We start from the raw sequence: 22,886 nt of genomic DNA, 5'->3' as shown, positions 1-22,886 counted from the left end.
AGAAGAGACATGAAAAATACAAGTGTACTTGGAGTCCCTCTTTCGATGATAAATCGGCAGCAATTGCTTAGTGTAATAGAAGAAACCATTCAGTTACATCGCCGGATATCAATTGTTGCGATCAACGCACGAAAGATTGTGCGTATACACCGCAATCCGGAGATGAAAAGACTGATTATGGGATTCGACGTTTTCCTGGCGGACGGTTCATCTGTTGTTAAAGCTGCGGATTCGGCCGTCGAGCGTATTACAGGAATAGATCTGATGGAGGATATCTGCCGGTGTTCAAGAGAAATCGGAGCGAGGATTTTTTTCTATGGAGCATCAGAGAAAAATAATCTGGCCGCACAGAAAAAGCTGAAAGAGCTGTATCCTGAAATGATAATTGCAGGTTACTGCAACGGGTATGAAGATGCGGAGATTATGGACAAAATCCGGAGTTCGGGGGCTAATGTTGTATTTATCGCAAAAGGCACGCCGCTTCAGGAACAGTGGATCATGGAGCACGGGCAAGATACCGGCGCGAGTATCCTGCTGGGCGTGGGAGGTGCACTTGATGTTTTTGCCGGTCAGGTGAAAAGGGCGCCGGCATTTCTTCAGAATATCGGGATGGAATGGCTGTACCGGATGGTATGTGAGCCGAAGCGATTTAAGCAGATACCGGAACTCTTGGAATTCAGGAGGCTGGTAAAAAAGGAAAAAAAACAGGAATTTCAGAAGATAAATGGAGGCAGTGTATGCAGAGCAAAGAAATTACAGTAGTAGGACTTGGATATATCGGACTTCCGACAGCCGTGGTGATGGCGGGAGCCGGACATCATGTTAAAGGTTTTGATGCAAAGAAAGAAGTCTGCGAGAGCCTGCGCGGGGGCAGAATTCATATTGTGGAAAATCATCTTCAGGAAGCATTTACAGAGGTGAGAGAAAACGGATGTCTTGAGATTACAGACGAAATCTCCGCATCTGATATCTATGTTGTATGTGTTCCCACACCATTTCAGGAAGAAGAAAACGAGAAAGTGGCTGATCTTTCCTATGTAGAGTCGGCAGCAAAAGAAGTGGCAAAAGTACTCAAAAAAGGCGATCTGGTGATTCTCGAATCTACCGTTCCGCCTCATACTACTGCAATGATGACAAAGATCCTTGCAGAGGAAAGCGGACTTGAAAAAAGCGACTTTTATACAGCTCACTGTCCGGAGAGAGTTCTGCCGGGCAGGATTTTGTATGAACTCAAACACAATGACAGGATCATCGGGGCAGAAGATCCGAAAGCAGCCCAGATAACAAAAGAGCTTTATGAGACTTTTGTAGTGGAAGGACACTGCTACGTATGCGATGACGTGACTGCTGAGCTGTGTAAGCTTGCGGAGAATACATTCCGTGACATAAATATTGCATATGCAAATCAGCTTTCCATGTTATGTGAGAAGGCAGGAATTGATGTGTTCCGGCTGATCGAACTTGCAAACAAGCATCCGAGAGTGTCTATTCTCACCCCGGGACTCGGCGTGGGCGGTCACTGCCTGGCAGTGGATCCATGGTTTATTGTCGAGAAATACGGAGAGGATGCGACTCTGATCCGTACGGCGAGAGAAATCAATGAGAAAAAGCCTCTTTGGGTAAAGGATCAGGTATTAAAAGGAATCGGAAACGATAAGACGAAGAAAATCGGAATCCTCGGCATGGCATATAAACCGAATATTGACGATATGAGAGAGAGCCCTTCGCTGGCACTGGCAAAAGCTCTGGAGAGCGACGGATACAACGTATGCGGATGTGAGCCGAACAGTCACAGCAGTGAGATCAGCGGCATCCGTCTGCTTCCGCTCGACGAACTTCTGGACAGCTGCGATTACCTTGTAGTTGCACTGGCTCATGATGAATTTAAAAACGATGACGTGAAAAAGCGTATTATGGAAAAACCATACTATGACTGCATCGGATTTTTGAGGGGTTAATGGTATGGTAAGAAAGATACTTATATATGGTGACCTTGATCTGAATATCATAGACGGATCAAGTATCTGGCTGGTTAATCTGGCAAAGCTTCTTCTGGAAGACAAAGAAAATTATGTGGATATTCTGCTGAAGAAAAGAATACGCAATCATATTCTTGTCGGAGAGATTGTGAAGAGATACCGGATCAGACTTCTCTATGTGAAAGACTATATCGACCATATTACAGAGGTCGACAGCGGCAATATTGTGAAAGTGTTAAAGACCATCGACGAACTCCGGGATTATTCCTGTATGATTATCAGAGGAACTCAGGTAATGGAAAGTGTGGCCGGCTCCGGGATTATCGGGAAAGTGATTCCATATCTTACGGACTTCTGTCACGATAAAGACAAGATGCCGGATACACAGAAAAGCTTCTTAAAAGACCTGTACCGAAAGGTACAGGCATATTTTGTACAGACAGAAGCTATGAAACAATACTTAAAAGATGTACTTAACGTGGACGGAAGTAAATTCCATGTGCTTTATCCGGTCGTATTCCCGGGAAAGAAGCAGGAAAAACAGCCGAAAACGATCGTATATGCAGGCAAAATCGCAAAAGACTGGAATATACTGGAGCTGCTGGATATTATGGACCGTCTTAGGACAGAAGATCCGGCGATCCGGCTTCATTTCATAGGCAGCAAAGTGAACCGTGATCTTGCGGAACAGAAGCAGGAAATCTTCGGCAGGCTTAAGAACGCGGACAATATTATATTCCACGGAGCGCAGCCGCACAGTGAGACAGAGCGAATTACGAAAGGATGCTGTCTGGGCTATTCTTTCCGCAGCAGAGCTGTGGACCATGACAATTCGCTGGAAGTGTCTGTAAAACTTCTGGAATACTGCCACGGCGGTGTGCCGGTAGTACTCAGAAGAACAAAGATGCATATGGCGATCCTCGGGGAGGACTATCCGCTTTTTGTGGAATCAGAGGAAGAGTGTCTGGAAAAGATACTGACAGCTTTCCGTGACAGGGAAGTATGGGAAAAGGCGGAAGCATGTTTGTCCAGGTCTGCTGAAAAGTTCAGCGTAAAACATATATATGAAAATGTAAGAAAAGCGCTTCAGGTTTATCCGGAAAAAGATATGCGGCTTCTGGTCAGCGGTCATGACCTGAAGTTTTTAAAGCCGTTGTTTCCATATTTTAAATCGGAATTTGCCCTGGAGGTGCAGGAGCTGGACGAGTATATGGAGTTCTCGGCAAAAGAAGCAGCAGAATACCTGAAACGTGCAGACATTATCTGGTGCGAATGGCTCCTGACATCGGCACAGTGGTATTCAAATCATGCATATCCGCATCAGAGACTGTTCATCAGAGCACACCGGTTTGAGGTGGCGAGAAAATACGGAAATAATATAGACATTAACCGGGTTTCCAAAATAATTACAGTGTCTTATTACTGGTTTGAAGAGTTTACGAGACGTTTCCGCATTCCTGCTGAAAAGTGTACGATTGTCGACAATTTTATCGATACGAAGCGATATATAAAGGAGAAAACTCCTGACAGCCGTTTTCATCTGGCTCTGATCGGGGCTCTTCCGAAACGGAAAGGCCTGGACCGGGCAGTTGAGCTGCTGAAAATGCTCAAAGAGAAAGACCCGCGATACTGTCTTCATGTGCCGGGAAAGAGACCGGAAGAATTTCCGAACACATGGAATGTCCCGGAAGAGCGGGAATACTATGAGCAGGTTTACAGAAAAATAGAAGCGGAAGGTCTGACAGATTCTGTTACATTTGACGGCTGGGTTGAAATGACGGAATTTCTCCGAGGAATCGGATACGTGCTGTCTTTAAGTGATCCGAAGTTTCCGGAGAGTTTCCATGTGACGCCGTTTGAAGGAATGGCGTCAGGCGCTGTGACAGCAGCTCTTCGCTGGGACGGAATCGAATATATCTATCCGGAGGATGTTGTGATGGATACTCTGGAAGAAATCGCGGCATATATAGATCATCTTACAAATAGTTCGGACAGTTATGCGCAGGCAGCTGTAAAAGGGCAGAAATTTGTAAGAGATAATTATGATATTGCACCGGTGTGGGAGCAGATCAGATTACTACTGGAACTGGGAGGAGATTATGAAGAATTTTGTGATCAAACTGGTAAAGAATAATCCGGTTCTCTACCGGAGCGCCAAAAAAGTATACAGGACCTTCCAGCCGGCGAAGCCTACAGTGTACCGCAATAATGATTACAGTATCGTTTATCAGATATATTCTCCGGAGGAAATGAAAAAGGTCATCGCACATTACAACAGTTTTCGCCGGGAGAATACAAGGCTTGTGGTGCTGGTGAGAGGAAATACACTCAAGATGCATATTCTGGTGAGACAATATCCAGGAGTGATATTTTATTCGCTGGATTATTATAAGAGATATCAGAAAAGACTGTATATAAATAATATGATATTGACCGACTGCAGTCAGCAGGTGTCGGATATCATAGAATTATTATAGGAGAGATGACAATGCTGAAAAAAGTAGCAGCACATATTAAAAGATACAATCCTTATTCCATGTATGCCGCAAAATCAGAACTTAAAGGAGAGGTGGGAAGTTCATATCTGACGTGGATGTGGTGGATACTGGATCCGGTGTTGTTCATGCTTGTTTATGTATTCATCACAGTCGTTGTCTTCAGATCTCGGGGAGAATACCTGCCTGTTGTTGTGATTATCGGCCTTACAGTATGGAATTTTTTCAATAAAACTGTTATGGTTTCTGTAAAGATTGTTAATACATTCCGGGGGATCGTGAGTAAGATATATATTCCGAAATATATGCTGATCCTGGAAAAGCTGTATGTCAATGCTTTCAAGATGCTTATTTCATTCGGGATTGTGGCTGCTTTTGCAGTGGCATACCGGATACATCCGACGGTGAATCTGATCGGATGTATTCCTGTTATCCTGCTTGTTCTGCTTCTGACATTTGCGTGCAGTGTCCTGGTGGCACATTTTGGAGTGTATATCAACGACCTTTATAATGTGGTGCAGGTTATTCTGCGCTTTATGTTTTATCTGTCAGGTGTGTTCTATGATGTTAGTGACCGGCTGTCACAGACTACATTTCTTGGATTCAATGTGGGAAGAATGATGATCACGGTCAATCCGGTAGCATATGTAATTGATGAGCTGAGAAAGATTATTATATATGGACAGCCTCTCCGGTCAGAACTGTACATTTACTGGCTGCTTATTTCGTTCATTCTGCTCTTCGTGGGACTGAAGCTGATGTACCGGTTTGAAAACTCATATATAAAGGTAGTTTAAAGTAAGAATAATGAAGGATGGTAATGATTGAATGTGTGAAATTGCGATAGAAGTAAAAGATGTAAAAGTTGCATACCGGAGCATGAAATCCTTCTCCATCCGGAAAAGTTTCGGGAAGATCCGTCAGAGAAGGGATTATTATGAAGCACTTAAAGGGGTAAGCTTCGAAGTGCCGAAAGGTAAAATTGTAGGGATCATAGGGAAGAATGGAAGTGGAAAATCAACACTGCTGCGTACCATAGCCGGAGTTTTTTCTCCGGATGAAGGGACAGTCAATACATTCGGAAACCGCTTGTCGCTGCTGGCAATTGGAATTGGCTTCCAGGCAAACCTGAGTGGTCTTGAGAATATCTACTTATCAGGACTTCTGCTCGGATTTACGGAGAAAGAGATAAAAGAGAGGCTTCCGGAGATTATAGAATTTTCCGAACTTGGAGATTTTATATACAAGCCCGTGCAGACCTATTCCAGCGGCATGTATTCCAAACTGGCTTTTTCCATTACCGCGATTCTTGACACAGAGATTATACTGATCGATGAAGTATTAAGTGTTGGAGATATCAATTTCCGGGCAAAAAGTTATGAGAAGATGAAAGAGATTATAGAAGATAAAAATAAAACTGTAATGATCGTATCTCACAGTAATTCCAGCATACTGGAACTCTGCGATGAGGTAATTTGGATTCACGACGGTGTTGTAAAAGAATACGGACCGGCAGAACAGGTAGTGGAGGATTACGAGGGATTTATGAGGAGGTATCGGAAAAGACATGCGGCGGATGCAGGAGCAGGAAACAGTGATAAATAGAGAAGAACCGGGGGAGGAAAACAGGGAAAAGTGGAATAAGGAATTCAGTCTCGAAGAGAACATCGCCCGGATTTTTTCTCCCTTTGATGAAGCAGCTCTGCATCCTGAGACTCTGAAAGTGGATCTGGATAAAGAGCGGCATGCAAAGTTTCCGGATGCGTCAATTTTATCGGAAGAACCGAAAGAATTTTCCGTTGAGAAAGAGACAGAAAACCTTCCGGATACCCGTTTTTATACTCAGATCGGAAGTGCAAGGATCGAAGGATTTTTTCACCGGGGAAACATTCCTGCGTTATACGTAATGTTTGACGGAAGCCGTACACGAAAAGGGGGAAAGGCTCTTGCGCCTTTGCCGTCTTTTTCCAGATGGTCATGGTATAAAGATACAAATGCCAGTCTGGTATCGCTGGAGGATCCGATGTATTATACTTTTTCCGAGTGCACGTTGGGGTGGTATTATGGGACGAAAGACGAAGATTATCGGCAGTACTGTGCTCAGTGCATCGGAAGAATTGCGGAATTGCTGCATATAAAAAATGCAGATATCGTACTGTATGGATCGTCCGGAGGCGGTACAGCAGCCATAGGGGTATCCAGATATCTTCCGGGCTGTTCAGTGGTGGCGATTAATCCGCAACTTTTACTGGAAAAGTATCCTTATTCGGAAGATCTGGAAAGAATAATCGGTATAGGTATACGTGAAGCCAGTGATCTGTTTATACGAAATGATAATAGTAGAATTATCAGAGAAAATCCGGAGTCAGTGTATTTTTTGATTGAAAATGTCCGATCTGATGCTGATTATGTAACTCAGTTTCAGAATTTTTTTGAGCTATCTGGAATAAGCCCGGGATTTGGGATAGAAAAAAACGGGAACATTGTTACCTGGCTGTATGATGCACAGGGAGCACCAAGCGTACACTCTGCCGTTGAGAATACTGCGGTATTTAAGATGATTGATTTGTTGGTAAGGTGTGTGCGGGCAGATGGTGACGTTCATAAACTTAAAAATTTGTTTTATGTGATCAATGAATTCTGGTATGAAAGATACTCGCTTATGCGGACCAATTATTACCAGAAAAAGAAAGTTGAAGAACTGGAAACAGATAATGCAAGGATGAAAAATGAAATTGAAGGAATGAAGAAGGATCTGGAGTGGGGATGGATCAAAGTCGGGGTGAAGGCGAAAAGACTGTTTGGTAAAGTGAAAAGGAATGTGCAGAATTATGGCACCTTCAAAAAAAAGTAAAAAAAGAGCATGCTGCATAGGAAAAATTCTTCATGCGGCATGTTTTTTTGAAAAAACTTTCGAAATGTATCTTGCTGGATTAAATTGTGGAAACTTTTTCCGGTTGAATTGTATTATGGAAATTGATAAAATATAAAAATATTATTGATATGTGATATATTTTAAAAGGAGTATATAGGGTGTTCAGAAAAAGGTGGCAGAAGATAATCTGTTTATTATTGGCGTTTTTAATTGCCGGAACTAATATGCAGGGTGTGAAGGTCTATGCAGTAGAATCGAGTGTATCCAAAGGAAACATAACAGAAGAAAAGCCAGAAGATTCGGATGTAATCGCTGCCGAAAATGAAAAAGGCTTTGATAGGACAGAGAGCAGTCCTGAAGCAGGAGATCGCGCAAACAGTTGGCGGTATAAAGAAGGAGAACGGATACTTCAAAAATTTCGGTATATTCAGTATGACACATGGCCTACGAATATTGACGGGGCTGTTGCTTATGGTATTGATGTCAGTGAACACCAGGGAACCATCGACTGGTCAAAAGTAAAAGCTAACGGTGTCGATTATGCAATTGTGAGATGTGGTTATGGACAGGATTATGAAAGTCAGGACGATAAATATTGGAAGATTAATGCCGATGCATGTGTAAAATATGGTATTCCGTTCAGTACATATTTATATTCATATGCTGATACAGTAGAAAAAGCAAAGAGTGAAGCTAAGCATGTACTTCGGCTGATTAAGGGATATGATCTCTCATATCCTGTTTATTATGATCTTGAAGAGAGCAGCATTAGAAATAAATTAACCTCAACTGAGATTGCTGATGTAGCACAGGCTTTTTGCGATACTATTGAGTCTGCGGGCTACGAAGTGGCAATTTATGCTAATACAGACTGGTTTACAAATTATCTGACGGACAGCAGGTTTAATCAGTGGGATAAGTGGGTAGCACAGTACAATACAATATGTACATATGCAGGTAAATACAGTATGTGGCAGTGCTCGTCGCAGGGAAGCGTCAGTGGTATTAATGGATATGTAGACCTGAATATTGATCTGGGAGCAGGCTTAAGATCAAACGGGTTTTATCAAGCCCCCGATACTCAGGAATGGTATTATTATAAAAATGGAAAGCCAGATACCGATTGTACCGACATAATAAAAGGAACAGTGAACGGTGAATCTGCATGGTGGTATGTTGTTAACGGTAAGGTGACATTTACAGAAACAGTAGCAAAAAACAACAAGGGCTGGTGGCATATTCAGAATGGAAAAGTAAACTTTAATTCCAATACTGTTGCGAAGAACAGTAAGGGCTGGTGGGTGATCCGGAACGGCAAAGTGGATTTTACTTACACTGGTTTCGCTGAGAATAAAAATGGCTGGTGGTACTGCAAAGAAGGAAAAGTACAGTTTGGAGTGAATGATGTTATTAAGGGGACAGTTAATGGCGAGTATGCGTGGTGGCTTGTTACCGGAGGTAAAGTGACTTTTGATGAAACAGTAGCGAAGAATAGTAAGGGCTGGTGGGTGATCCGGAACGGTAAAGTGGATTTTGCTTACACTGGTTTCGCTGAGAATAAAAATGGCTGGTGGTACTGCAAAGAAGGAAAAGTACAGTTTGGAGTGAATGATGTTATTAAGGGGACAGTTAATGGCGAGTATGCGTGGTGGCTTGTTACCGGAGGTAAAGTGATTTTTGACGAAACAGTAGCGAAGAATAGTAAGGGCTGGTGGGTGATCCGGAACGGTAAAGTGGATTTTACTTACACTGGTTTCGCCGAGAATAAAAATGGCTGGTGGTACTGCAAAGAAGGCAAGGTTCAGTTTGGAGTGAACGACGTAATAAAAGGGACAGTGAAGGGCGAATCTGCATGGTGGTATGTGGTTAACGGCAAGGTGACATTTACGGAAACAGTAGCAAAGAACAGTAAAGGCTGGTGGCATATTCAGAATGGAAAAGTAAACTTTTATTCTAATACTGTTGCAAAGAACAGCAAGGGCTGGTGGGTGATCCGGAATGGTAAGGTGGATTTTACTTTCAATGGAATTGCCGGTAACAGCAAAGGCAAGTGGGTTTGTCAGAGTGGTAAAGTGAATTTTAAATATAACGGTACGTATAAAGAAGGAAATACTGTTTATAAAGTTAGCGGTGGAAAAGTGATTTCAAAAATATAAGTTCTGTTGATGTAAATTGGAGTATAGCCAGGAAATTTAATATGAAAAAAGATTGCTGAAAAAATCAGAAGAGATTTTATGAGTGGGGGAAATGTGATGATGGAGAAAAAGCAGCTTTCGTACGAAAACTTGTCAAAATACAGAAATGTTCTGATGGGGGTGCAAATTGTACTGATTATTGCCTTCCATTTTTCCGGGGATGCCTATTATGTGAGGGATTCCCGGATAATACAGCTATTCTATAAGTATATCCGAAGTTCAGGAGTTGATATGTTTTTACTTCTGTCCGGAATCGGGCTCTATTTCTCCTGGAAAAAAAGACCGGAGGCGAAGCGGTTCTATATAAAGCGATATACCCGTATATTGATTCCTTATTTTATTGTAGCCATTCCGTCCTGGCTGTGGCTTGATATTTTTTATGAACATCAGGGATGGGGAGCTTTTTTACAGGATCTTTTCTTTGTCACCTTCTTTACAGAAGGGGAGAGATGGTTTTGGTATATTGTGATGGCAGCGTTCTGCTACTGGGTATTCCCGCATATTTTTAATATCATTGAGTCAGCGGCGGACAGAGTTTCTGCACAGATGCGAATCCTTCTTTTGTGTGTTATGAGTACAGTTATACTTGTAATGCTTCAGCTGTATAATAATGAATTGTATAACTGTATCGGTATTGCACTTTTAAGAATACCGGCATTCCTTATAGGTGTATTGATTGGCAAGGCGGTATATGAAAAACAGAAAATCCTAAGAAGCCGTATCTATCTTACGGCAGTTCTGGCCATAATATTAGCATGGCCGCTTCAGTTTGTTGGTATAAAAATATTGGGTACCTATACACTGGCATATTTAAATTACGCGTTAATGATGCTTTTTATCCTGGTGCTGGAGTATCTGTCTGCCAGAAAGAGTCTGGGACAGAAGATTTGTAGAGTGATAACATCAGTTTTCGGCTGGTTCGGGAAATATACCCTTGAACTGTATTTGACACATGTGGCAGTGAGACTGGTAATGAAACGGTTTGAATTTCCGACATACCGGATTTCCGGTGAAGCATTGCTGGTGATTATTTCGATTATACTATCAATTATTATCAGCAGGATGACAGATTATATCCAGAAAAAAGTGGTGAAGTATTAAAATGATGACAGGAATTCCCCCTGATGTGATACATTGGTTTTCGTCAATACCAATGTATCACATCAGGGGGAATTCCTGTTTCCTTTTGTATTCCAATAGCTAAATTCCTGTTAATTTTATGTAAAACTTGAAAAGACATATATATTCGTTTATAATATTACAGGTTATAGGTATGTATCTGACATATACAGTTAAATTAGAAAAAGCAGGTAGATAAATACAAATGAACAGAGTAATCCGGGCGGGAATCGCTGTATTGAATGTGATATATACATTTATAAAGCTGTTTCCGACACAGAATAAGATTGTTATGCTGAGCAGGCAGAGCAATATTCCCTCGATGGAATTCAGAATGCTGAGAGACGAAATTTTAAAACAAGATGAAAAGATTAAGGTTGTCTTACTGAGCAAAATGCTGGGTGACAGTATAAGAAGTAAAGCAGGATACTGTTTGCATTTATTTACTCAGATGTATCATATTGCTACAGCTAAAGTAGTAATTCTGGATTCTTATTGTATTGCGGTAAGTGTCTTAAAACATAAGAAGAGCTTAAAAGTTATACAGATGTGGCATTCAATAGGAACAATGAAAAAATTCGGCTATTCGGCACTTGACACGGAAGAGGGAAGCGGTCATGATCTGGCATACACAATGAAAATGCATCGGAATTATGACTACATATTTGCCAGTTCTGAGGCCTATAAAGAAGATTTGGCCAAAGGATTTAACTATGGAACAGAAAAAATAATCACAATGCCGCTGCCGCGGGTTGATTTGTTAAAAAGCAGTGATTATTGTAAAAAAACAAGAGAACGGATATATTCAAAATATCCGATGTTAAAGGAGAAACCGGTTATTTTATACTGTCCCACATTCCGGAAGGATGAGAGAGACTTTGCCAGGGCACTGGACGGATTGGATAAAGCATTAAAAGGAAAAGAATATAATTTTGTGATAAAATTACATCCTCTGTCGAAGGTAGTTCCGCCTGAAGGAAGCTTTGTCGCAGAAGAATTTTCAAGTTTTGATATGCTATTTGTGGCGGATTATCTTATAAGTGATTATTCCTGCATAGTATATGAGGCGGCGGTGAAAAAAATACCTTTGTTTTTTTATAATTTTGATATGCAGATCTATGAGAAAAACCGAGGCCTGGCAATTGACTATTATCATGAACTTCCGGGAGTTATTTCAAAAGATCCGGAAGAAATTATCAGCGCAATAGAAAATCAGCAGTATGACATGGAGAAACTCCGGAAGTTTGCAGATAAATATATTGCACCTGTAAATAATGTTACAAAAGAAATTGTGAAATTTATATTTAAAATAAAAGAATAAAAGGAAGGTAATGTATCGTGAATAGAATTTTAGAGGAAGATTTGGATCAGATTATTGCAGATAATATTGCGTGGGACAAATTAAAAAATTCTGCAGTTCTGATTACCGGAGCAAGTGGAATGGTTGGCTCTTACATGATGTATGTGCTGATTCGTCTGAATGATATTTATAATTACAATATCAGAATTATCGCTATGGTCAGAAATGAACAAAAACTTCCTGAGGAGATCAGAAACAGAGAGGATGTTCAGGTTTTCGTGGGGGATGTGACGAACCCGATTGAAATTGAAGGGGATGTGACGTACATTATTCATGCGGCCAGTCCTGCAAGTCCGCTGATTATGCAGAATAAGCCGGTTGAAACAATAGCTGCAAATACAATAGGGACTTTCCATACATTAAGTCTGGCAAAAGAAAAAAACGCAGCAGGATATCTGTTTATTTCATCCAGAGAAATCTACGGACAGCCGGAAGAGGGACAGGAGTTCTTCTATGAGGATACATACGGCTTTGTTGATCAGCTGAATCCCCGGTCCTGTTATTCAGAAGGAAAGAAAGCAGCAGAGACAATGTGTGTGTGCTTTAAAGATGAATACGGATTAAATACAAAAATTGCGAGACTCGCCCATACATACGGTCCCGGAATGTCCATATACGATGGCAGAGTACAGGCTGATTTTCTGAAAAATGTCTATCACAATGAAGATATTGTGTTAAAAAGCGAAGGGACAGCTGTCCGCACTTACACCTATATAAGTGATGCTGTGGCAGCGCTGTACCGGATTCTGTTAAGCTCAGAAGATATTGTTTATAATATCGGAAATGAAGACGGAAAAGTTTCCATCAGAGAATTAGCAGAGACAATGGTAAGCATATATCCTGAAAAAGGTCTGAAATTAGTTTTTGACATTCCGGAAGGAGGAACAAAGGGAACGGCTCCATACACTCTGGGTATTCTGAGCAGTAAAAAACTCAGAAGTATCGGCTGGACACCGAAATATTCTGTCAAAGACGGATTTAAAAGAACACTGGAATACTTGGCAATTGAGAATATAGATTAAGAGGAATAAATTATGAGTAAAAATATAGGAATTATATTTGCAGGCGGAAGTGGAGCAAGAATGGGATCCGGTATACCAAAGCAGTTCCTGGAGGTGAACGGAAAACCTATTATTGTCCATACTCTGGATATTTTTGAAGAACATCCGGATATTGATGAGATTTATGTTGCCTGCCGGGAAGATTATATACATAAATTACAGAAATTAGTTAAAAGATTTATGATATCCAAGGTTATAAAAATCGTACCGGGAGGAAAAACAGGTCAGGATTCTATTTACAATGCATTATGTGCCGCAAAAGAGAATAATACAGACGATGCTATCGTTTTAATTCATGATGGAGTACGGCCATGTATTTCCAAAGAGGTCATTGATGAGGACCTGGAGTGTGTAAGGCAGAACGGTTCGGCAATCACCTGTACGCCATTATATGAGACGCCGGTAATCAGCAGTGACGGAGCTACTATAGAGGAAATACCGCCCCGCTCGAAGTTCTATACTGCTCAGGCACCTCAGTGCTTTACCTTAGGAGATGTTTTAAAGGCACATCTGAAAATGCGGGAAGAGAATCCGGAATATAAAGGAGTGGTTGACACCTGTTCTCTGATGAAAATGGAAGGATATAAAGTTACTCTTGTTGAAGGACCACGCGGAAATATTAAAGTTACAACACCGGAGGATCTTTATACATTCCGTGCCATGATTCAATATAAAGAAACAGAACAAATATTTGGCTTTGGAACAAAAGAAGTTTCTGATCGCCTGATAAAATAACAAGTACAAATCCTGACGGACAGAATATTCTGTTTTGGTGATATAAAATGAAAATATTAATAATATCTTTTGTAGATGATAATTTTGGGGATAACTTAATAAGAATATGTTTTGAATCTCTTTTGAAAGTAGTACTGCTCAATCATGGACTTACTGAAGCAGATTATTCTATCAGCAGGATGAACTTAAAGTCAATTGAAAAAGAGTCCGTTATTCATTCCGATCTTATATTTTTTGCAGGCGGAGGTCTGTTCGGATTAAGTTATCTGAACTTTTTTGATTATTTAAAACAAATAATGGAACTTGCAGAAGAACGGGACATCCCTGTAATTTTTTCATCAATAGGAATGAATAATATGGATGCCGATGAAGAAGGCGAGAAAGCTCTGGAGGATTTTTTTGAATACTCCTGCATAAAAGCAGTAGCTGTACGTGATCATGCAAAACTGTTTGAGCAGTATACGAAGAGCCGCAGCTTTAACATTGAGGAGGTTTGTGATCCTGCAGTCTGGACAAAGTATGTGTATAATATCAGGCCTGCAGCTGATAAAAAAAGCGGACTGATCGGAATCAATGTTGTACGGGGCGGCCTCTTTAAAGATAACGGCCGGGACTGGAAACTTGCAGATGAACTGAAATTTCTTAAGCAGCTGAGTGAACTGTTGGACGAAGCGGGATTCGAATACAGATTTTATACGAATGGAAGTATTTTAGATAACAATGCGTTACATTACTTCGTACGGGAATATGGTATTGAAGAAGAAAAATGTATATTTCCGCATACGACAAGGGAAGTTGTGTCCGCGGTCAGTACTTTTGACGCTGCAGTAACATTCCGCATGCATTCGTCGATTATAGCATACTCATTTTCTGTTCCGTCGGTTTCACTTGTATGGAATGATAAAATTCCCTTCTTTTATAAAAAGACAGGATATCCGGACAGGGCATTGGATTTTGACAAATGGGATGCAGCGTATGTGTTCGATCTGCTGAAGAAATCAATTGATGATAAGCCAAAGCCGCAGCAGACGGATGAATATAGTGAATATTTAATGACGGTGTATCGCTTTTTGTATCGGACGTTGTCTGATTTTCTGGATAAAAACAGCTGGAATAACATATTTGATTTTGATACAGTTGCCGCATGCCTGGAAAAGTACGAACCGGGCATTTATGAGGATTTGCTTCATATGCGTTTCAAATTAGGAAAAGCAGAAAAACAATATCTGGCAAGATTTCTTGATATCAAGGAAAAAGATAAATCAATAAAAATGTACAAAAAAGAACAAAAAGAGTTTGAAACAAAAATAAAGAAACAGAAAAAAGAAGCTGACACACTGGCGGCCAAGAATATCCAGCTTAAGAAACAGATTGAAAAAGAGAAAGAGGAATACGGCAAAACAATCCGGGAGCAGAAGAAAGAAATAGAGTTGCTTCAGAAAAAATTTGGCGTGAGAGTAATAAACTTTTTAAAAAGAAAAATAAAACATCAGGTATGAATACAATGGAAGTTATGAATCAGAATTTATCAAATCAAATCCAGATTACTGACATGTACTGGGACAGGATATATCTCCATGTGAAAATTGAAGGGACCGGTATTGAGAATTACAGATATGCGCTGGTTAACAGGAAAAGTGGGTGTGTATATTCTGTAAAACCGACGGGAGATAAGAATGAATTTGTGATTAATATAACAAATGTCGGAAATCAGGAGATGCTCGAAAACGGACAGTGGCATATAGCTTATTTTCATTCTGACGGGAATGGTTCACTTCTGCTGTCCGACGGCACGGATGATAAGACACAGGAATGGGCAGACATTCCGGTCAGTATTGAAACCTGTTATAAAATGAAGAAGATGGATAAAGTTTACCGGTATTCCGACGATAGTTACGCGTACATCGTTACATTTATGACAGGCAAAGAAGAAGACAATCTGATATGCAAAATTAATTGTACTTTTATGATGAAAGATAATTCACCTGAAAAACGGCATTTTTCGGCTGAAAGCAGTAAAATGTCAAAAAGATGGATAAAACGGGTGATTTATTTTTTAGAAAAATTTATAAACATTATCTATCAGATTGTATCGCATTTAACGCCTAAAAAAGGCAACAGAATATTGCTGATGTCTGAGACCAGAAGTATGGGAGGCAATCTGCAGGCATTGGATGAACGGCTGAAAGTCCGGGGACTGGATAAAAGTTTCCGGATATCATACTGTTTCAGCAAGACACTGGAACGGTCAAAAATCAGGATCCTTCTGATCTGGTTAAAACTGGCATTTATGACAGGAAGGCAGGATTTTATTTTTGTAGATGATTATGTCCCTTTTTTCAAATATATCAACGTCCATCCTAAAACAAAACTGATCCAGGTCTGGCATGCAGGGGTAGGATTTAAGAGTGTAGGGTATGCCAGATTCGGAGAAAAAGGTTCTCCCTATCCATATGCTTCATCACACAGGAAGTATGATTATGTAATTGTGGGAGGGGAAGCTTTAAGAGATGTTTATGCTGAAGTGTTCGGAGTAGACCGGGAGAAGTGCCTTCCTTATGGTCTGATGCGTATGGACGGATATCTGGACCAGGATAAAATAAACCGTTTTAAAGAACAGTTTTATCAGGAGTATAAACACCTGAAAGGGAAAAAGATTATATTATTTGCGCCGACGTTCCGGGGGAACGGACAGCGGAATGCTTACTATCCCTTTGAGATTTTAGAGCAGGACAAGATATATGAGATGTGCGGCACAGAATATGTCTTTTTAATAAAGATGCATCCGTTTGTTACAGAAAAAATCGAAATAGCACCTGAATATCAGGAGCGTATTATAGATTTTTCAGCATTTCCGGATATTAATTCACTTTTTTATGTTACTGATATTCTTATTACGGATTACTCATCAAACATATATGAGTTTTCAGTGCTGAATAAGCCAATAATTTTTTTTGCGTACGACAAGTATGAATATGAACTGATCCGGAGCGTACACAGAACACTGGAGAAGAACGCGCCGGGAAAAGTCTGTCAGACCTTGGATGAGGTTGTAGATGCAATTGAAAATCAGGATTTCGAATTAGAAAAACTGCAGAAATTCGTAAATGAGAATGTCGATAATCTTGAAGGGAATTCATGTGATAAAGTTATTGATAATATTTTGCTTGCCGGCAAACCTGATTAATTTAGAGCATAATAAATGCCTGTGACAAAGGAGGAGTTCAGATGAACATATTGACACTGAATATATTGGTGGACAATGTTGAGGAGTTTGCAAGTGAAAACGAGAAAGAATTAAATCGTATCAGATCGGTAAAAAATCTTGCGGTTAACATAGAACCTGTTCAGAATTCAAAGTTTGACGCGTTTATTAAAACGTTGGAACGGACAAATTCAGAGTATGTTGCTTTTTATGATGACGAAAATGTACTGAATTATAAAGAGATGGAATATTTAGCTGATAAATTGTCAACATGTGAAGCACCTGTCATTTCACAGAGACTTTCTTTTGAAAACATCCGTAATAAAGATTTCTTTCTGACTGGTGCAATGAGAAAAAACAATCTGTATTTTAACCGGTATATATTTAAAACCGATGTATTAAAAGCGATCGGACTCAGCCAGGCAGATAAATATTTCTATGAAGAAAAAATAATATTGGAATTAACGAAAGATACAGAAGACATCCTGCTGTTTGGGCATACAAATCTGGAAACAAACGCTGCGATGGAGCTGAATGTAAACTTATATACAAAGCAGTTTATGTATGAATGGTATATTCCGTTTTTTGAGGACTTTCTGCTGCCATATGTTCAGGAAAATAATCTGACAAAAACGCAGCAAAGATATATCGTCTACTTTATTATGCTCAGATTCTATCTGAATACAAATGAAAGAAATAAGCATGTATTAGAGAACGAGCAGGTAGACCGGTTTTTTGATCTGGTCAGAAAAGTTTTACAGTTCATTGATGATGAGTATTTATATGAGATAAAGAGCCGGGGAATGGTGCATCAGTATTTCGCATATCTGATGCTTAAAGAAAAACATCAGGAGGTAAATACTGAAATCGTACCGGCCGGGAAGCAGCTGTTCTATTATATTAATGGCGTTGAATATGGCGAAAAGGTTGTAAAAGCCCGGATTGCATTAATAGAATATAAAGAAAAAAAATTAATCATAGAAGGAGAAATCGTGGGGGACTATTTTCTGAAAGGCGTTGAAAATAGTCTGAAAATATATGTAAATAAAAAAGAAGTTCCCTTTGTGAAAACGGAAAGATATAATCTGAGCCAGGCATTTGGAAGATCAATCTATCGCTATTATCCGTTTAAATGTGAAATTAAAAGATCGGAACTGGAGAAGAAATCCAAAATTCAGTTTAAAATAGCTACAACCGGCGGATGGGTAAAAATACCTCTGGAATTTGACAAAGTGTCATCCCGTCTTGTACGCAGTCACTGGTCCTATTATCTGTTTGATAATAAAATGATAACGTTTTCTGACGAGAACCTGATTGTTACTGATGCAAAACCGACAAAAACTGCGTTATTTGAGACCGCAATGATGCTTAAAACAATTAAGAATGACAAGAACAAAAAACGTGCATTTAAAAATGTGGGACTTAAACTTCTGTACTGGATAACAAGGTCTCATTATACGAAAAAACCCATTTGGATTTTTTACGATAAATTATACAAGGCCGGAGACAATGCGGAATATTTATTCCGATACTGTATGGAAAATCACCCCGAAGCGGACTGCTACTATATATTAAATAAGACAGCAAATGAATATCATGATTTACGGAAGAAATATGGAAAGCATATTGTGGTATTTGATTCTGTACGTGACAAACTGGCTGTCCTGAATGCAAAGATTATTTTTGCAACACATGCAACGGTCTGGGGATTCTGCGGTTTTAATGCAACTCTTCGCAGGCAGTTCAAGCATTTATTAAACGCGGATGTGGTTTGTATACAGCATGGACTGACAATCCAGAATATTGCCCAGTACCAGAATAAATTGAAAGATAATACACAGCGATATTTCTGCGCATCAAAATATGAGATAAATAATTTAAAAAGACCGATCTACGGATACAAAGAAGAAGATCTGTGCCTGACAGGAAGTCCCAGATATGACGGATTGGTAAACAATGATCAGAAACAGGTTCTGATTGCGCCGACCTGGCGGAGAAATATTGTTATTACCGGGAATAAGATGGGCACTGCCAAGGAATACAATCCTGAATTTAAGCATACAAAATATTTTGAAATTTATAATCGGCTTATTAATGACAGGAGATTGCTTGAAACGGCGAAAAAACACGGGTACAAAATCGTATTTCTGATTCATCCGACTTTGAGTTCACAGGTGGATGATTATGATACAAACGAATATCTTTCGATTATTCCGGCTGTTTCTGATGTATCTTATGAGAAGATGCTGACAGAATCAAGTGTTATGCTGACGGATTATTCAGGTATACAATTTGATTTTGCATATATGAAAAAACCAGTGTTATATTATCAGCCGAAAGAGCTGCCGCCGCAGTATACAGAAGGATTTTATCATTATGACACGATGGGATTCGGACCGATTATTGAGGAATATGATGAAATTGTTGAGATGTTATGCCAGTATATTGAAAACGGATGCAAAATGGAAGAAGCTTATCAAAAACGAGTAGATGATTTCTTTGAATTTACCGACCACTCAAACTGCAGGCGAATCATGGATGAAATCATGAAGTGGAGATCCAAGACTGATAAGAAATAGACGCGGAGATTCAGAAGCGGCGTTTCTCACTAATTTTATCTGTGGCATGGAGGGAATGGATTAATATTATGAAAAGAATTTTCTATTGGGACAATCTAAAAGGAATCTTGATTTGTCTGGTTGTCTGCGGGCATTTATGTGAAAGGTACATTGATGATTCATATTTGTTAGAACATATCTGGACTTTGATTTACAGTTTCCATATGCCTTTGTTTATTTTTATAAACGGTTATTTTGCCCGGTTATCTTCAAAGCCGGCCGAAATGAAGAGCCTGAAAATGCTGGGATATTATTTGATGATGCAGGTGATTTTTGTTATTGGAAATACCCTGATTCTCGGGAAAGAGTTTCAGATTTCAATTCTGGCAAATCCGTCATACTGCTGCTGGTATCTTCTGTTTCTGGTTTATGCATACCTTGTTGCCAAGTTCTGGCCCAGGGACATAAACAAATTAAAACAGTGGCTCATAGGCAGTTTGATTTTGAGTCTTCTTGTCGGTTTTGATACATCCATCGGACACATTTTTGCAGCATCAAGAACATTTTATTTTATGCCGTTCTTTTTGCTCGGAGCAGTTGCCGCAGAGACAAAGTTCAGACAGGCAGTGGTGGAAAATAAATATTCTATATGGAAAAAAGTCCTCGCTTTCCTGATGGTGCTGGTAATATTTGCAGTATTGTGGAAACTGGTAGATATGGAATGGTTTAATCGCAGAATATTTTCAGGACGCTGGTCATATGATGCGCTGTATCCGGATCATATCGGTCTTGCTCTGGCAGGCAGAATTATGGCGTATGCTTTAGCCGTTTTAATAGGGTATATAATCCTGGTGCTTGTACCCCGGGACAAGACAATTATTTCTTTGCCGGGAAGGCATAGTCTTCTGATCTATCTGGTACATATATTTGTACTGCCGATGGAGTTTCATCTGATTAGTGATATACAGTTTGTTGCAGGAAAAGAAATGAATTCTGCAGTGATATTATTGATTTTGGCAGTAAGTTCTGCCATAATATGTTGTATAATTTCTATATTTTACAGATTTGTAATATTAAATATTGTTAATTCTGTAAAAAAGAAAAAATTATCGTAGAAAGGGGCAGAGGAAAATGCGGGGAAAAAGAGTCAGAGTGCTTTTGGCAGCAGCTGTAGTATGTTCCGGTCTCTCGTTGCTGCCTGTATCGGCCGAAGAACAGCAAACACCGGTAAATTCTCAGATTGAACTGGATTCCGGGGCAGAGGAAAACGATATTCCGGACTCGGAATACGACACAGAAGAAGGAATAACTGAAAATGCGGCGATTCCGTCCAATGAGGCTGGTGCTTCGGACCAGGAAACTATAACTTCACCGGATAATACTCAGGCAATACCTGTGACAGAAATTATACTTTCAACAGATGCTTTGCAGATTTCTGCTCTGGAAACAGAATACAGAGTTACGGCATCGGTAAATGATGATGCGACTGACAAGACTCTTTCGTGGGAATCCAGTAATCCGGATGTCGTGTCTGTAGAGTCTGAAGATTCTGAGGGGGCTGTATTAGTTGCGCATGGTCCGGGGGAGGCGGTTATTACAGTTTCAGCAAATGACGGTTCCGGCGTGTCGGAAGAGCTGACCGTGACGGTATCCGATTTATTAAACGGCCTGCATGTTGATCCGTCCGGCAAGACCAATGATACATATTATTTTGAAAATGGTGTGTTACAGAATGTGACGGATGTAAAGAAGATAGACGGAATCTGGTATAATCTTGTAAACGGAAAAGTCCAGGGAAATACTGTCGCAGAAAACATCCATGGCTGGTGGTATATTGATTCGGAAGGAAAAGTTGATTTTGACTTCAATGGAACGGCACAGAATAAAAACGGCTGGTGGGTCATTCGCAACGGCGAAGTGGATTTTTCAATCAACAGTGTTATAAAAGAAACAGTAAATGGAGAATATGCATGGTGGTATGTTAAAAAGGGAGAAGTCCAGTTAGACTATACCGGAATAGCCAAAAATGAAAAGGGCTGGTGGCGTATTGTCGATGGCAAAGTTGATTTTAACTGCAACAGTGTAGAAGAGAATGAAAAAGGCTGGTGGTACATCCGAAACGGCAAAGTTGATTTCGGTTATACCGGAATAGCCAAGAATTCGAACGGCTGGTGGCGCATTGTCAAGGGCAAGGTTGATTTTAAGTGCAACAGTGTAGAGAAGAACGAAAAGGGCTGGTGGTATATCCGGGATGGCAAAGTTGATTTCAGTTATACCGGAGTAGCCAGAAATTCAAAAGGCTGGTGGCGGATTGTCAATGGAAAAGTCGATTTTAAATGCAACAGCGTAGAGAAGAATTCAAGCGGCTGGTGGTATATCCGAAACGGCAAAGTTGATTTCAGCTATACCGGAATAGCCAAGAATTCAAAAGGCTGGTGGCGTATTGTCAAGGGTAAGGTTGACTTTAACTGTAACAGCGTAGAAAAGAATGAAAAAGGCTGGTGGTATATCCGTAAGGGTAAAGTCGATTTCGGTTATACCGGAGTAGCCAGGAATTCAAAAGGCTGGTGGCGGATTGTCAATGGAAAAGTCGACTTTAAATGCAACAGCGTAGAGAAAAATTCAAGCGGCTGGTGGTATATCCGAAACGGTAAAGTAGACTTTGGTTATACCGGAGTGGCAAAAAATAAAAACGGCTGGTGGCGGATTGAAAAGGGAAAGGTTAACTTTAACTTTAATGGAGTTGGCACGAATTCCAAGGGATCCTGGTATATCCGAAACGGCAAAGTAGACTTTACATATAACGGCAAAGTGTCCTGGAAAGGCCAGACTTATAAAGTGAAAAATGGAAAAGTCCAGATCAGTTCGAACAACGCAATGTATCAGAAAGCGCAGAATATGAGCAGTAAAACGAAATGGCTGATCCTGGTAGATACCAAGCTGAATAAAGTGGCAATTTATTATGGCTCGAAAGGAAACTGGACAGAAAAGAAGTACTGGAGCTGCACAACAGGAGCGGCAGCGACCCCTACTGTAAAGGGATCATATACTGTTCAATCCAAGGGCCTTGCATTTGGAAGTGGATATACGTGCTGGTATTATACACAGTTTTACGGAAACTATTTATTCCATTCAATCTTATATAACCCGGGAAGTAAAACGAGTATACAGGACGGACGGCTGGGAATTAATGCTTCTCATGGCTGTGTAAGATTAAGTCTGGCAAATGCAAAATGGATTTATGACAATATTCCGAGAGGAACAAAAGTTTATATTTATTAAATAAAAAAACAGGAACTTTGAC

The 22,886-nt window shown here is 40.1% G+C and carries 17 protein-coding genes; all 17 read left to right on the top strand.

Translation table 11 applies throughout. From position 1 onward, the window contains the following. Positions 1-9 precede the first annotated feature (9 nt). The 17 genes from AC0QUU_RS11335 to AC0QUU_RS11255 all read left to right on the top strand — a co-directional run bounded on the left by AC0QUU_RS11335 (position 10) and on the right by AC0QUU_RS11255 (position 22,864). The gene (locus AC0QUU_RS11335; protein WP_474542879.1) at positions 10-762 is read left to right on the top strand and encodes a WecB/TagA/CpsF family glycosyltransferase; all 753 of its coding nucleotides are present in this window, start codon (positions 10-12) and stop codon (positions 760-762) included. Then, on the top strand, positions 738-1,958 hold the full coding sequence (locus AC0QUU_RS11330) for a nucleotide sugar dehydrogenase (protein ID WP_474542878.1): 1,221 nt from the start codon (positions 738-740) through the stop codon (positions 1,956-1,958). Before AC0QUU_RS11335 ends, AC0QUU_RS11330 begins: the two co-directional genes overlap by 25 nt. A 4-nt stretch (positions 1,959-1,962) precedes the next feature. Beyond that, positions 1,963-4,113 (top strand): glycosyltransferase family 4 protein, encoded by a 2,151-nt coding sequence (locus AC0QUU_RS11325; protein WP_474542877.1) that lies wholly within the window; start codon positions 1,963-1,965, stop codon positions 4,111-4,113. Next, positions 4,079-4,456 carry a hypothetical protein gene (locus AC0QUU_RS11320; protein WP_474542876.1) on the top strand — a complete coding sequence of 126 codons (378 nt, stop codon included), beginning with the start codon at positions 4,079-4,081 and terminating at the stop codon, positions 4,454-4,456. The genes AC0QUU_RS11325 and AC0QUU_RS11320 overlap by 35 nt, the downstream gene beginning before the upstream one ends. Positions 4,457-4,467: 11 nt before the next feature. Continuing rightward, a complete protein-coding gene (locus AC0QUU_RS11315; protein WP_474542875.1) occupies positions 4,468-5,271 on the top strand; it encodes an ABC transporter permease in 804 nt (267 codons plus the stop codon). Positions 5,272-5,302: 31 nt separating this feature from the next. Further along, positions 5,303-6,079, top strand: coding sequence for an ABC transporter ATP-binding protein (locus tag AC0QUU_RS11310; RefSeq protein WP_474542874.1), 777 nt, complete (start codon positions 5,303-5,305; stop codon positions 6,077-6,079). Then, positions 6,069-7,328: a hypothetical protein gene (locus tag AC0QUU_RS11305; protein WP_474542872.1), complete on the top strand. Its 1,260-nt coding sequence runs from the start codon at positions 6,069-6,071 to the stop codon at positions 7,326-7,328. Before AC0QUU_RS11310 ends, AC0QUU_RS11305 begins: the two co-directional genes overlap by 11 nt. A gap of 218 nt (positions 7,329-7,546) precedes the next feature. Next, positions 7,547-9,505: a glycoside hydrolase family 25 protein gene (locus tag AC0QUU_RS11300; RefSeq protein ID WP_474542870.1), complete on the top strand. Its 1,959-nt coding sequence runs from the start codon at positions 7,547-7,549 to the stop codon at positions 9,503-9,505. Between the two features lie 78 nt (positions 9,506-9,583). Beyond that, positions 9,584-10,645: an acyltransferase family protein gene (locus AC0QUU_RS11295; protein ID WP_474542868.1), complete on the top strand. Its 1,062-nt coding sequence runs from the start codon at positions 9,584-9,586 to the stop codon at positions 10,643-10,645. A gap of 223 nt (positions 10,646-10,868) precedes the next feature. Then, entirely contained in the window at positions 10,869-11,984 is a 1,116-nt protein-coding gene (locus AC0QUU_RS11290; protein ID WP_474542866.1) for a CDP-glycerol glycerophosphotransferase family protein, read from the top strand. Positions 11,985-12,001: 17 nt separating this feature from the next. Beyond that, the gene (locus AC0QUU_RS11285; RefSeq protein ID WP_474542864.1) at positions 12,002-13,045 is read left to right on the top strand and encodes an NAD-dependent epimerase/dehydratase family protein; all 1,044 of its coding nucleotides are present in this window, start codon (positions 12,002-12,004) and stop codon (positions 13,043-13,045) included. Positions 13,046-13,057: 12 nt separating this feature from the next. After that, positions 13,058-13,819: a 2-C-methyl-D-erythritol 4-phosphate cytidylyltransferase gene (ispD, locus tag AC0QUU_RS11280; protein WP_474542862.1), complete on the top strand. Its 762-nt coding sequence runs from the start codon at positions 13,058-13,060 to the stop codon at positions 13,817-13,819. Between the two features lie 47 nt (positions 13,820-13,866). Then, positions 13,867-15,318, top strand: coding sequence for a polysaccharide pyruvyl transferase family protein (locus AC0QUU_RS11275; RefSeq protein WP_474542860.1), 1,452 nt, complete (start codon positions 13,867-13,869; stop codon positions 15,316-15,318). Next, the gene (locus tag AC0QUU_RS11270) at positions 15,315-17,006 is read left to right on the top strand and encodes a CDP-glycerol glycerophosphotransferase family protein (protein WP_474542858.1); all 1,692 of its coding nucleotides are present in this window, start codon (positions 15,315-15,317) and stop codon (positions 17,004-17,006) included. Before AC0QUU_RS11275 ends, AC0QUU_RS11270 begins: the two co-directional genes overlap by 4 nt. A gap of 41 nt (positions 17,007-17,047) precedes the next feature. Further along, entirely contained in the window at positions 17,048-19,603 is a 2,556-nt protein-coding gene (locus tag AC0QUU_RS11265) for a CDP-glycerol glycerophosphotransferase family protein (RefSeq protein ID WP_474542857.1), read from the top strand. Positions 19,604-19,671: 68 nt separating this feature from the next. After that, positions 19,672-20,697 (top strand): acyltransferase family protein, encoded by a 1,026-nt coding sequence (locus AC0QUU_RS11260; protein WP_474545572.1) that lies wholly within the window; start codon positions 19,672-19,674, stop codon positions 20,695-20,697. A gap of 16 nt (positions 20,698-20,713) precedes the next feature. Continuing rightward, on the top strand, positions 20,714-22,864 hold the full coding sequence (locus tag AC0QUU_RS11255) for a L,D-transpeptidase family protein (RefSeq protein WP_474542855.1): 2,151 nt from the start codon (positions 20,714-20,716) through the stop codon (positions 22,862-22,864). The last annotated feature ends 22 nt before the right edge of the window (positions 22,865-22,886 follow it).

The sequence above is a fragment of the Mediterraneibacter sp. HA8405 genome (genome assembly GCF_056148955.1).
Note: the sequence above shows the minus strand (reverse complement) of the source record. Positions and strands in the feature narration are given on the sequence as shown.